Source organism: Bdellovibrio sp. MYbb2 (assembly GCF_056175685.1).
This window is the reverse complement of sequence record NZ_JBJKJI010000002.1, coordinates 597,577-609,667: the sequence shown is the minus strand read 5'-3', so window position 1 is coordinate 609,667 and position 12,091 is coordinate 597,577. Positions and strand designations below refer to the sequence as shown.

At 50.3% G+C, this 12,091-nt stretch carries 12 protein-coding genes; 10 read left to right on the top strand and 2 right to left on the bottom strand.

Translation table 11 applies throughout. From position 1 onward, the window contains the following. Nucleotides 1-11 precede the first annotated feature (11 nt). Both AC04MQ_RS12815 and AC04MQ_RS12810 read left to right on the top strand, forming a co-directional pair. Nucleotides 12-1,697 (top strand): twin-arginine translocation signal domain-containing protein, encoded by a 1,686-nt coding sequence (locus tag AC04MQ_RS12815; RefSeq protein ID WP_015090310.1) that lies wholly within the window; start codon nucleotides 12-14, stop codon nucleotides 1,695-1,697. A 5-nt stretch (nucleotides 1,698-1,702) separates the two neighbouring features. Further along, nucleotides 1,703-2,404 (top strand): hypothetical protein, encoded by a 702-nt coding sequence (locus AC04MQ_RS12810; RefSeq protein ID WP_015090311.1) that lies wholly within the window; start codon nucleotides 1,703-1,705, stop codon nucleotides 2,402-2,404. Nucleotides 2,405-2,504: 100 nt separating this feature from the next. Here the strand turns inward: AC04MQ_RS12810 and AC04MQ_RS12805 are convergent, their stop codons facing one another. Next, on the bottom strand, nucleotides 2,505-3,146 hold the full coding sequence (locus tag AC04MQ_RS12805) for an NAD(P)H-dependent oxidoreductase (RefSeq protein WP_015090312.1): 642 nt from the start codon (nucleotides 3,144-3,146) through the stop codon (nucleotides 2,505-2,507). A 156-nt stretch (nucleotides 3,147-3,302) separates the two neighbouring features. On the opposite strand from AC04MQ_RS12805, the gene AC04MQ_RS12800 reads away from it, so the two are divergent. The 8 genes from AC04MQ_RS12800 (at nucleotide 3,303) to AC04MQ_RS12765 (ending at nucleotide 11,406) form a co-directional block, all read left to right on the top strand. After that, nucleotides 3,303-3,716: an RrF2 family transcriptional regulator gene (locus tag AC04MQ_RS12800; RefSeq protein WP_041577192.1), complete on the top strand. Its 414-nt coding sequence runs from the start codon at nucleotides 3,303-3,305 to the stop codon at nucleotides 3,714-3,716. Beyond that, complete coding sequence (locus AC04MQ_RS12795; protein WP_015090314.1) at nucleotides 3,713-4,267, top strand: GNAT family N-acetyltransferase; 555 nt, start codon at nucleotides 3,713-3,715, stop codon at nucleotides 4,265-4,267. Before AC04MQ_RS12800 ends, AC04MQ_RS12795 begins: the two co-directional genes overlap by 4 nt. Further along, on the top strand, nucleotides 4,257-4,466 hold the full coding sequence (locus AC04MQ_RS12790) for a DUF5522 domain-containing protein (protein ID WP_475392244.1): 210 nt from the start codon (nucleotides 4,257-4,259) through the stop codon (nucleotides 4,464-4,466). The genes AC04MQ_RS12795 and AC04MQ_RS12790 overlap by 11 nt, the downstream gene beginning before the upstream one ends. A gap of 182 nt (nucleotides 4,467-4,648) precedes the next feature. Next, a complete protein-coding gene (locus AC04MQ_RS12785; protein ID WP_015090315.1) occupies nucleotides 4,649-6,232 on the top strand; it encodes a microtubule-binding protein in 1,584 nt (527 codons plus the stop codon). 12 nt (nucleotides 6,233-6,244) lie between these two features. After that, nucleotides 6,245-7,150, top strand: coding sequence for a hypothetical protein (locus AC04MQ_RS12780; protein ID WP_041577194.1), 906 nt, complete (start codon nucleotides 6,245-6,247; stop codon nucleotides 7,148-7,150). After that, entirely contained in the window at nucleotides 7,151-9,535 is a 2,385-nt protein-coding gene (locus tag AC04MQ_RS12775) for an FHA domain-containing protein (protein WP_475392243.1), read from the top strand. 133 nt (nucleotides 9,536-9,668) lie between these two features. Continuing rightward, the gene (gene ftsY / locus AC04MQ_RS12770; protein ID WP_015090318.1) at nucleotides 9,669-10,865 is read left to right on the top strand and encodes a signal recognition particle-docking protein FtsY; all 1,197 of its coding nucleotides are present in this window, start codon (nucleotides 9,669-9,671) and stop codon (nucleotides 10,863-10,865) included. 100 nt (nucleotides 10,866-10,965) lie between these two features. Next, nucleotides 10,966-11,406, top strand: coding sequence for a hypothetical protein (locus tag AC04MQ_RS12765; protein ID WP_015090319.1), 441 nt, complete (start codon nucleotides 10,966-10,968; stop codon nucleotides 11,404-11,406). An 8-nt stretch (nucleotides 11,407-11,414) separates the two neighbouring features. On the opposite strand, the gene AC04MQ_RS12760 is transcribed toward AC04MQ_RS12765, so the two are convergent. Next, complete coding sequence (locus AC04MQ_RS12760; RefSeq protein WP_041577196.1) at nucleotides 11,415-12,086, bottom strand: Rossmann-fold NAD(P)-binding domain-containing protein; 672 nt, start codon at nucleotides 12,084-12,086, stop codon at nucleotides 11,415-11,417. Nucleotides 12,087-12,091: the final 5 nt, after the last annotated feature.

Genomic DNA, 12,091 nt, shown 5'->3' with positions numbered 1-12,091 from the left:
CCGGGGGCATTATGGGGGACGGAAAAAATCTGACTCGCAGGGGCTTTATCGCAGGTGGTGCGGTGGCCGGGGCAGCGGCCCTGGTGTCAACGCCTTATGAAAGACTTCTGAATGCTCTTAGCACTGGCTTTATTCATCAAGCCCAGGCTGAAGCAACCGGAAATCTTGGCGCCCGCAACTATATCAACATTCTGATTGCCGGGGGTCCGATGCGCTACACGTTCGATGCGTGGATGCGTACGAACCCGTCCGATGCGCCTTTGGAGTTTAATCCGATGGTGGCAACAAAGTTTGTTCGTTCGGGCAATAATGTCGTTGGAACTGAATACGCGACGTTTAACTATAACGGTGTGATGGTTCCGCACATGTTCTCGCAGTCGGTGACGACTTCAGCAGGTGCCAAGGCTTTGACGGAACTATTGAACAACATGCTGGTGATCCGTGGATTCGGCACCGGTTTTGACGGTCACCCATTCAATGCCACGGTTCAACAAGCGCCGGTGGGCGGGGTGTCTTCGATCATGGGGCTGGCGGCGGACTATTCTCTGAAAACCTTCGAAGCGGTTGAATGGCCCCAGCGGGGTGCTTACGGAAACTATGCTTCCATGAACGGCAAGGCCCTGAATATTCTGACCGGCAATCCGTTGAATTCTTTGTTGGAAGGTTTCGGCGGTCCGGGGGCGAACCGTGCCAAGGGGCGCAGTCTGAAAGACCGCAACCGTGAAGCTTTTGATCTGGCTCAGGCGCGTTTGCGCGCTTATTCGCAATCTGAATTTGCGGGTTCCACTATTCTTTCCAAAAATTTATCCAATGCTTCTGACCTGATGAAAAAAGGCATTGGTAATATCGGTTCTTACTGGGATGGGGCTGTGGCCCGCTATCGTTCTGTGATTGAAGCCAGCATGCGCCAACAGGGCCTTGTCGGTATCAATGATGTGGCGATGATTTCCAGTCAGAATGAATTCTGGCGTGTTCACGTGGCTGATGGCAATCGCGGTCTGGTGGTCAGCAGTAACTCTGATCTTCGTGATTCTATCAAAACCATGGCAGCTCCGGGTTCTTTGGCAGAAGGCTTGGCCCTGGCTGAATACGTTCTGAAAGAAGGCCTGGTCAGCACGATGAATCTGCAAATGGGTGATCCGGCAGGTTTGATGATCAAAGATGCTGCCAACGGCGTCGTTGGAAATCATGTGGCCATCAAAGATATGCACGAAACCGGCGCAATCCCGGGCGTGCTTATCACCACGGCGTACTATCGCGGCCTGTGTGCCGGTATGCTGGAGCTGATTGAACAACTTAAAAAATCCAAAGTGAACGGTGTGGACCTGTGGTCTGAAACCGTGATTCAGGTGATCTCTGAATTCAACCGCACGGCAAGAACCAACGGTTCAGGCAGTGATCATGGTTTCAATCAGATGGTGACCAGTGTGTTCTCGGGCGCAATCCAGCGCGGTCCATTTGTTGTGGGTAACATCTATCGTGCTGGTCACGGTGGCGGTTACGTTGGCACTCAAGGTCGTGCGGCACCGATTGATGGCTACAATCAAAAAGGCATGCCGTCCCCAACGATGGCAGCCTCGACGGTGACGGCCCTGTTGCGTGTTCCTAAAAATCCATACGAGAATCTGGCCGAACCTTTGATTCGCCTCAATGGCGATCAGCTGCAGATTCTTAAAGCGGCGAAGCTGGTGGGGTAAGAACAATGATCACAGCCAAGAACAAAATATTTGTGCTGCTATTATTTGGAACCGTCCTGACCCAGATGTATCAAAACTGCGGTCAGATGGGCGAGTTCGCTGTTCTGGATCAGGCGTCGTTGAATCTTGAAATGGGTTCCAACGGTGATACGGATCAGACTCACCCCAGCCAAAAAGACGTGACACTTCCCACTCAGAAAGTTCAGGTGGTGAACCGCGAATACGTGGCCTCCCTGATGCGCGAGATTTTCACCCGCTCTTCCGGGCCGGTGCCGAATCTTGAAAGTCTGCTGGAACAGTGGATTATCAACCGTGGCGCGCAGTACGGCCTGGGGTGCAATCCTTACAGCACTTACAGCGGGCGTGATTGCGGGGGAGACATCTCGAACTCGAATCTGCCGATCAAGACTGATGACAATACCGTACGTGAATCCTTCCGGGTGCAGTTCTGTGAAAACGTGCTGGGGATGGATGAGGGTGTGAACGCGATTCTGGAAAAAATCTCGAATCGTCCCGCGGCTCCGACGGCCGATGCCGTTCGTCAGGTGTATGGTTTGTTCTATCGTGGCGATGGGGCTTCAGACATCATTGTCGCAAGTTTATTGGACTATGACAAAACTCTGGCGTTGAAAGGGGAATCGGTCATCGAAAGATGGCGGGCTCTTTCACTGCAGGTGTGTGAATCACCAGGCTGGCAGTTACAATAGAGCCCACCCAGGAGGAGGAACCTCCGCTGCCGATGGAGACCTGCAAGGGAAAATCTGGGGAGACTCTTTGCAGATCCACCAAGAGCAGCGGAAATCCGGGTTACTTGATGTATTGAATAAGGTCTGCTTCTTCGAAGCGGACCTTTTTTTGATTTTGAAGGGCATCTTCCTGGTGGCGATAACCTAAAGCCACAGTGGCCACGGTTTTCCAGCCCGAGCCTTCCAGGCCCAGGATCTTGTCGTAAGCTGCCGGATCAAAACCCTCCATCGGAGTGGCATCGATTTTCAGCAACGCCGCAGTTTGCAGCAGGAAGCCCATGGCAATGTAAGCCTGGCGCTGGGACCAAACGCGAATCTTTTCTTCCGGTGCTTTCACCAGATTTTCAATCAGCATATTTTTGTATCCGTCCAAAGCGTCCAGAGGGGCGCTGCGGACTTCAGCCACGCGGTTAATGAACTTTTGTACGAAATCAGCATCCATCTTTTCCTTATAAAGGAAGACCACATAGTGGCTGGCGTCTGTAACTTGTGTTTGATTCCATGAGACCGGTTTTAGTTGATTTCGAACTTCCGGATTTTCAATAACCAGGAATTTCCACGGTTGTACACCGTAAGAGGATGGCGCCAAAGTCAGGGAATTACGCAGGGTTGTCCAATCTGCGTCCGAGATCTTTTTTGAGGCATCGAACTTTTTAGTGGCGTAACGCCACTCCAGGGCATCTTGGATCGTCTTATGGGTCATGGGAAGGGCTCCTTTAAATGTGTCAGATACAGGCACAGTATGCGGCGGATGGAGTTTAATTGCAACTATAAAAGATACATTTAAGGATTTCTCGCGTCTTCAGGGGCTTAATTCCTTGATATTGTTTATTTTTGAGGCTTAGGGTAGTATCTAGACATGGTTGATCAAAGGTTTTCTGTATCAGTTCATATTATGACCGCCCTGGCTTATCACAAGGGTGATCTGATGACGTCTGAAGAATTGGGCGCGAGCATTCGCACCAATCCGACGGTGATCCGCCGTTTGATCTCCAAGCTTGTTGATGCCGGACTTCTTACGTCCTTCAAGGGCAAGGCGGGGGGCGTGAAGCTTGCCAAAACCCCGAAAGAAATTTCTCTGCGTGATGTCTATGTGGCGATCACTGACAAGAAGCTGATTGCGACTCCGGACAAAGAACCATTCAAAAACTGTGTTGTCAGCTGCTCAATGAAAAAGCTGATGTGCGAGCTGGTGGATGGAATTGAAAACAACTCTATGGATTATCTGGGCGGGATCCGTTTGTCTGATCTGACGTCCAAAATCGCCAAATGAAGTCCGTCTATCCTGCCGAAGAAATTCGCGCTGAACGGATCACCTTAAAAAAGCACATAATTGAAATGGCTGAAACCATGTTTCAGTATGTTGATCAGGATCGCGAACGCCTGGGTCGCTTTCTGCCATGGGTGCCAATGATCAAGGGCGTTCATGATGAACGCGAATACATCGAGATGACCCGCGAGCAGTGGCAGGATTTCAAGATGTTCGACTATGGCATGTATCTGAATGATGGCGACATCTATATGGGGAACGTCGGCGTGCACACGATCAGCTGGGACAACGACCGCTGTGAACTGGGATACTGGATCCTTGGGAAATTCGAAGGCCATGGGTATGTGCGCGAAGCGGTGCTGGCTTTGGAAAAGGTCCTGTTTGCCCTTGGATTTTATCGAATTGAGATTCATTGTTCAGGTCTTAACAGCCGCAGCAGCTCTGTAGCTGAAAATTGTCAGTATAAATTCGAGGCCCGTCTGCGGCAGCACGCCATTGAAAACGGCTTAAGACGAGACACTTTGGTGTTCGCCAAACTTCGTGATGAACGATAAAAAACTCGAAATCGAAGAACTTCATCGCACTGCTTGCGAGTCCGGCAAGGACTCGTATGTCGATCCAGCCACCGGATACACTGTATTTACTGAGTTTTTTCACATGAAGCGCGGTCACTGCTGCGGTTCAGGCTGCAGACATTGCCCATGGAAAAAGAATAGTCAGAAAAATCCAAATGAACCTACCGACCCGACGTAAGTGTTGAAAGCTTCGGCATTTTCGCCGAAAGAAAAACACTCAATTCTGTTTTTGAGCCACCGAAAAGAAGATCGTCACTGTTATGATTTGTGCAGGTGGGGTGCGTTGGTATGTCGTTTAATTATCAAAAAAACAAAGAACATTCGAGCGACAGTTTTTGGACGTCGTATTCGGATTTATTCTTGGGTTTAAGCACGATCTTCCTTCTTTTGTATGTCACATCCAGTTTGCGTACGGGCACCGATGCCTTGCGCGGGCAGGTGGAAAACCAGAAGCTTTCCATGAAAGTGGAAGAACTGGAAAGCCAGTTGAAGATGTACGAGAACGTGAAGAATGAGTATCTGGCCGGACAGGCACCTAAAGATGAGGTGCAGGAGTATGAAGAGCTTATGGACAAGCTGACCTTGCTTCAGGAAGACGCCAAGACTGAAAAAGAGCGTCTGATCCAGGAAGCCCGTGAAAACGGGGACAAAGTCAAAGCTCTGAACAAGTACCAGCAAATGGTGCGCAACGTTCTTAATGCCAACAAGATGGCCAAGTCCAAATTGATCAATCGTGATGATCTGATCAAAGAGCAGGATGTGGAAATCGAAACCCAGGAAACCGAGATTGCTGATCTGAATAAAGACATTCAGAACAAAAAGCAGCTGATCGCTCAGGGTGAACAAAAGATCGCAGTCACACAGGCGCAGTTGCAAAAGCGTCTGACTGAACTGCGTGTGGCTTACAAAAACAACAAACTGTCAAAACAACTGTTTGAACAGAAGATGGCTCAGGCCCGAGCTGACGGCAACCAAAAGGTGGCTCAGCTGAATCAGGTCAATGCCCAGTATCAGATGCAACTGAACCAGGCCAATGTGCAATTGGGTCAGGTGCAGGGTGAACTTTCCAAAACTCAAGGCATGCTGGCGCAGAAGGAAGACGAAGCCACTCATCTGGCAGGCGCTCTGTCCCGCACCAAGGCTGAAACTGGCGCGCGTATCGCGGGTCTGGAATCAGGTCTGGCAGATGAAAAAGCCCGTGGTGCCAAACGTGTAGCATCTTTGCAGGAAGGTTTTGCGGAAGAAAAAGCAGCGATGGCTGCTGGCTTCGGTAAAGAGAAAGCGGCCATGGCGGCAGGCTATGGCAAAGAAAAAGCCGCCTTGCAGGGCGCTTTGAGCGACACGCAAGGACAGCTGGCGAAAGCAAGAGCAGAAATCGAAGCGCGTAAATCCGTGGCGGGTGAAATTCAGAAGGGTTTCGCCAAAGCCGGTATCAAAGCTGATATCGACCTGCAGACGGGCGATGTGGTTCTGGATTTCGGTCAGGCTTACTTTGACAGTGACTCGGACCGTCTGAAGCACGAGATGAAAGGTGTCCTGGAAAAAGCGATGCCGATTTATTCCCGGTCTTTGTTCGGCAATCCGAAAGTGTCTGACAAAATTTCCGCGGTGGAAATCATCGGTTTTGCCTCACCAACGTATCAGGGGCGCTTCGTCGACCCACACAGCTCCAAGCCGGCAGACAAAGCCGCTTTGAAGTACAACATGGATTTAAGTTACCGTCGTGCGAACTCCATCTTCAGTTACATGCTGGATGAAGGGAACATGAGATTTGAGCATCAGCGCGAGCTCTTGGCCCTTATGAAGGTTTCCGGACGAAGCTTCCTGGAAGTCATGAAGGTGCAAAATCGCAATATCGCCACAGCAGCCGAGTTCTGCAAGCAGAACGACTGTAAAAAGGCGCAGCGGGTAATCATCCGCTTTAACATGGATCAAAAGAAATAAAAGGGGTGGGTTGTGACAACGAAGGCATTTGCTGAGTATTTCATTATAAGTTTGCCGTATGTGATGGGCGCCGTCTTTCTGGTCGGTTTGTTCTTCCGTGCGGTTATCTACTACACGGTCCGCCGCCATGAATCTTTCGCGCGTGAATTTGAAAAGCGTGTGAATCGTTTCATCGAAGCTGAGGTTCCGGGCAAGGTCGACAATGTGTCGTTCTATGTTCTGACCAAAAAGCTTCTGGAAAGAACTTACTACGAAGTTTTCGAAATCCGTGACCGCATGAAGCGCAGAAAGCCCGACAACGTGATGTCGGCCAGTGACCGTGTGTTCCTGGTTCGTCAGGGCTGTGCTTGGCTGGTAAAGGATATTCTGAAACAGGTGAAGTTCCTGCGCTGGACGGATGACAATCCGAAGCTTCTGAATATCACCAAGGCGACTTTGCAACATAATCCTTGTTTCAACAAGGTCTTTGGCGTGATCCCGATGGTTGGTATGAACGACCTGATTTCGATTTTGCCGGGCCTGTTTGTCGTGGCGGGGATCCTGGGTACCTTCATCGGTATCGCGGGTGGGTTGCAGGAACTGGGCACGATGAATTTGCAGGATCTGGAAAATACCAAAAACATCATGGATCGCTTCCTGCACGAGATCTCTTTTGCGATGAAAACATCCATCGCCGGGATTATCTTCTCGTTGTTGGCGCACGTGACGAACGTGATTCTTTCCCCGGAAAGAGCTTACGTGTCCATGATCGACCGTTTCGAGAGTTCTTTGGATTTGTTGTGGTATCGCGCTGACAACAATAATTTCCCAGCTCATGAGCGCCCATTTGATGAACATCGTGATGCCGTTGAAGCTTTGGCCGAAGATGCCCTTAATAAGGAAATCGGAAAAACAGCGGCGGTGGTCAGAGGAGCTTAATTGAACAAGTTTATCGTCACAATCCACAGGAAGGATCAGGTGCTAAGCCGTGAGGTGAACAAAGACTCGTTCACCATGGGCCGCTCTTTGGATTGTGACTTGTCCTTGAACGATAACAACATCAGCCGGGTGCACCTGGTTGTGAGTCGTCGCTGGAACCAGATCTGGATTGAGGATAAAAATTCATCCAACGGGACCTATATCAATGGCACCCGCATCGTTCAGGGAACCCCGGTCAACGTGGTTCCCTCCGATCGTATCCAGCTGGGCCGATCTGAATACATTCTGAACCTGGATCTTTTCGTTGAAGAACCAGCGCCCGAACCAGAACCGGAGCCGTCGATTTCCCAATCTGCGGCAGCCATGCCGGAAGACGAAGATGCGCCATTGGAGGCCACGGTGGCCATGCCGGCACCGAACATGGCGCCATTCCAGGCGGAAAAAATCCTGCACGAAGCCAAGCGCAAAGCGGCGCAAATCATTATGGAAGGCGAAACCCAGGCTGAACGCCGGGTGCAGGTCATCTATCAAAAAGCCCGTGAAGCCCAGGCCCAGGCTGAGCTGTTCTATCAGACCCGCATGGCGGAAGCGCACAAGGAAGCTGATGCCATTCTGGCAGATTTCCAGAAGCAAGGGCAAAGCCTGCTGCACGATGCGCGCAATATGTCTCAGGAACTGCGTGAAGAAGTCGATTCTTACGTTCAGGGCCTGCGCCAGAAGGCCCGCAAAGACACTGAAGACATTATTTCTGAAGCCACTTTGGCTGCCGAGAAAATGAAAGACGAAGCCATTGCCCACGGTCGTGAGCTGGCCCGTCAGGAAAGCGAAGCGCTGCTGAAAACCAGCCGCGAGGAAGCGGACCGAATTTTGGATTTCTCGAAACTGCAGATTGAGGAAACTCAAGCCCGTATTCGTACAGACCTGGAAAATTCCCAGGAACTGAATCAGCGGACTTTGCAGGAAGCCGAGGCCGAAGCCGAAAGATTGTTGAATGAATCCCGCACGCAGATTCGCGATGCGGAAGCGCGCCTGCGGGAAGAATCTGAACTAGCACGCAATGATAACGCTTCCTTGATCGCCACAGCCAAGGCCACCGCCGACCAGCTATTGCAGCAGGCCAAGGTCGACGGTGAACAGCAGATTCAATTGGCGAATGATAAAGTTCAGGAAATCACCGCTGTCAGCACTGAAAAACAGACGGTCTTAAATGAGCTTCTGGAAAATGTTGCGGCCCGCACGGCGGAACTGCAAAAAGCCACTGAAGATTTGAGCAAAACCCGTACTGACAATTCCGATCTTCTTTCGCAGGTGGAAAAAGGCCAGGCTTTGCTGAAAGAGCTTCAAACGACCCATGCAGATCTGGAAAAACAGAAAGCTTCTTTGGAAGCTTCTTTAAAAGGTCTGCAGGAAAAACAGGCCCATCTGACCATGGATGTGCATGATATCGAATCCAAGAAAAATCATCTGTTCAAGGAATACGACGCGCAAAAGATTTTCCTGAATGAAAAACTGGAAAAAGAAAAATCCCAGATGGCGAAATCGGAAGAGGAACGCCTGGAAGAACAGCGTCTGGAGATGTCCAAGCGTCTGCAGAAAATGGAGCGCGATCTGCTGGATGACGTGATCCGCAAGAAAAATTCCATGGTGAAGGACATCCACTCGGCGATTGAAAAAGAGATCGTGATGCTGATGGAGCCTGAAAAATGGCGCAATATCAGCCAGTCCGTGGAAAATCACATCACCGAGGCCATCGATGGCAAAGTGGCGACCTTGTCCCAGTCTTCGATGAGCGAAAAGCCAGTGGATCTGATGAAGAAGCGCAAAAACGAAAAGCTTCGCTGGGTCACCATGGGTCTTGCCATGGGGGCCGTGGGCTATTTCGTCAGTCAGATTGTCGTGGATCGGGTTGTAAAGGATCAGACTCCGATGCAGACCATGGTCAGCAACGAGGCCAAGAAACGTCAGGATGAACTGGAAAAACGCAAATTCAATCCGCCTCAGGCGGAAGAGATCAAAGACTCTTACACTGATGCGGTTATCTATACCCGTAACTATCTGGACATCTATACCGATGCCCAGTTCCAGCAGAAGCTTTACAAGGCCGCTTCCCAGTACCTGCTGAAAACCTGGCGCGTGGATGAAGATAAGTCCATTCAGGTCATTTCATCGGCCAATGCATTGGTGAAAGAACTGGCAGACCGCAAAACCAAAATCCATCCGGACTTTATCAAAGAGGGCATAGAAAAAATGCGCGAGCTGGAAAATCAGTCGTTGGCGCGCATGAAAGACGTCCTGGGCACCGAAGTTCGTCTGGAATCCTATCGTCGCTTCGAACGCAATTTCTATAAAGAAGAAGTCCAAAGAAGAAGAATGGCCCAGCACTAGGCCTTTTTAAGGGTCCTTACGGGGCAAACGGGGCTTCGCCGCCGCGTTTTGTTGCTAGTCTCGGCTTCCAAAATACGATACATAGTGGGTGATTTTCTTATCTTAATGACGCACGTTGTTGCGGAGGTTTGTTATGATGTCACCTGGGCATGAGCAGCAGATTACAATTCTTGCTGGCGTGGTTGTTCTTCTCTTTGCGGTTATTTTCGGCGCTCTGATTTTGGGGATGATGAAGAATGCGAAGAAGCGTTCTCAGGAGCTGACCCATGAAGCCAAACGAGAAATGCCGACGACTTCCGAGCAACCGGAAGAACTTCCACTGGCGCACATTGATTCCACGGGCAACGTGGTTTCTGATTTGTCTGTGCCGGATCTGCATGATGCGGCAGTGGTGATTGAAGAAAAGGCCGTCGACCTTGCAGTGGCGCTTAAAAAAACCGAAGAAAATCTTTTCGGCCGAATTCGCAGCCTGTTTAAGTCTGAAACCAGCAACAAGCATCTGGAAGAGATCGAAGAAATTCTTTACACCAGCGACCTGGGCCCAGCGACTGTGCAGCGTCTGATGGGTGCGATTGAAGACAAGCTTTCCAAAAAAGAGCGCGCCGACTACGACACAGTTCGTGAAGCGTTGAAAGAAGAAATCAAAAATATCTTCCAGGGGTCTCATTCCACTTCGGTGGGCACGGGCATCCTTTCCAAGATACAGTTCGCAGCTGAAGGCCCAACAGTATTGATGATTGTGGGTGTGAATGGAGCGGGTAAAACCACTTCCATTGGTAAAATCTCGGCGCAATTGGCAGCAGAAGGCAAAAAGGTTCTAGTGGCGGCCGGTGATACATTCCGTGCAGCGGCAGGCGGGCAGTTGAAAGTCTGGACTGATCGCGCTCAGGTTGAAATCTTTTCTCCGGAAGGTGTGACCGATCCAAGTGCGGTGGCGTTTGATGCCGTCGCTAAGGGCAAAGGTCAGGGCTATGACGTTGTGATCGTGGATACTGCGGGTCGTTTGCACACTCAAGCCAATCTGATGGAAGAGATCAAAAAAATGAAACGTGTGATGTCCAAGGTGATCCCGGAAGCTCCGCACGAGACTTTGATCGTTCTGGATGCGAATTCGGGCCAGAATGCTTTGATGCAGGCTAAAGAATTCCACAACGCTCTGACTTTGACCGGAGCGGTCCTGACTAAAATGGACGGCACGGCGAAAGGTGGCGTGGCTGTAGGGCTGGCGCAGGAACTTCATATTCCGATTAAATTGATCGGAGTGGGGGAGCGTATTCAGGATCTGCGCACGTTCTCGTCCCAAGAATTTGTAAATTCCCTGTTTCAATAGTGTGGTTTTTGGGAATCGTGACAAGGAACTGACAGATTCCTGACGGAATTCCCGGAACAACTCGGTTATAAGAGAGCCTCAAAACCTAAAGGGGGCTCTTATGAAATCCATCGTTTTCGCTTTCGCTCTATTGGCTTTGCCAGCTCTTTCCCAGGCTCAGACTTGTTACCGTGCGACGGAGGCTTTGCCGGCAGGTGTTCCAGCCATTCTATGTATGGATTCATTGGCTTTGTCTGCTGATGAAACTAAACTTGAAATCACCACTGAAGACTATTCTGTTCCGGCTTTTCTGGATGTGGTTTCAACCAGCCGTCACAATGAAGACAAATTGAACTTTAAAGCACAGGGTTCTTTGGTGGATATCTGGCAAAGTGGCTGCGGTGAAGGTCTGTCTGCAAAACTGCAGATCAGCGGCCGCACCGAGTACGGCGAGATTTATCCTCACACTTTGAACGTTTCAGTGGAAGTGGCAGAAACTAATGACACCTGCCACTCCAAACCTTCGAAATACACAGTTCCGTTCGCTTTGATCACTGAATAGTTCAGAAACTATTTTTGATCAGCGATGCGCTGAATATGATCTGACTTATAAACATGAAAGCCCGGGTGAAAGTTCAAGGTGGCAATAGCCATAGCCCGGGCAATCGTGTTGGCTTTGATGGCGCGGTACTTTTTCAATGGTCCTACCATCAGCTTGTTCAGAATCGGACTGAGTTTCTGGGCGATGTCTTCGCCTGTGCGCGATTCTTTGCGTTCACCCAAAATCAAAGACGGTTGAAACACTTCAATCTGCGGGATTTTTAGTTTTCGCAGTTCGTGTTCCATTTCACCTTTGACCCGGTTGTAGAAGATACTGGAACCGGCGTCGGCACCCATGGCCGAAATCACCAGGAACTTTTGTGCGCCACAGGCTTCAGCGACTTTTGCAAAATTCACGACATAGTCATAGTCCACTTTACGGAAAGCGGCTTGTGATCCCGCCTTTTTGATTGTGGTCCCCAGACAACAAATAAAGACCCCGGCCTTCAGCAGATCTTTGCGCTGCTCAAGACTGTCAAAATCCATGATGATGTTTTCGACGTGGGGAGGAATGCGACCCATCGGGCCGCGAGAGATGGCCTTGATAGAGCGGACTTCATCAAGGTGGGCCAAAAGAAGAAGGAGCTCGTGTCCCACGAGCCCCGTCGCACCTGCTATGCAGATATCTGTCGGATAATTCAAAGCTT

What these genes read in the sequence shown, in the direction of transcription:
- AC04MQ_RS12805 (WP_015090312.1), bottom strand. Translation starts at nt 3,146, where the DNA reads ATGACCCATAAGACGATCCAAGATGCCCTGGAGTGGCGTTACGCCACT.
- AC04MQ_RS12795 (WP_015090314.1), top strand. Translation starts at nt 3,713, where the DNA reads ATGAAGTCCGTCTATCCTGCCGAAGAAATTCGCGCTGAACGGATCACC.
- AC04MQ_RS12800 (WP_041577192.1), top strand. Translation starts at nt 3,303, where the DNA reads ATGGTTGATCAAAGGTTTTCTGTATCAGTTCATATTATGACCGCCCTG.
- AC04MQ_RS12790 (WP_475392244.1), top strand. Translation starts at nt 4,257, where the DNA reads ATGAACGATAAAAAACTCGAAATCGAAGAACTTCATCGCACTGCTTGC.
- AC04MQ_RS12765 (WP_015090319.1), top strand. Translation starts at nt 10,966, where the DNA reads ATGAAATCCATCGTTTTCGCTTTCGCTCTATTGGCTTTGCCAGCTCTT.
- AC04MQ_RS12815 (WP_015090310.1), top strand. Translation starts at nt 12, where the DNA reads ATGGGGGACGGAAAAAATCTGACTCGCAGGGGCTTTATCGCAGGTGGT.
- ftsY (WP_015090318.1), top strand. Translation starts at nt 9,669, where the DNA reads ATGATGTCACCTGGGCATGAGCAGCAGATTACAATTCTTGCTGGCGTG.
- AC04MQ_RS12810 (WP_015090311.1), top strand. Translation starts at nt 1,703, where the DNA reads ATGATCACAGCCAAGAACAAAATATTTGTGCTGCTATTATTTGGAACC.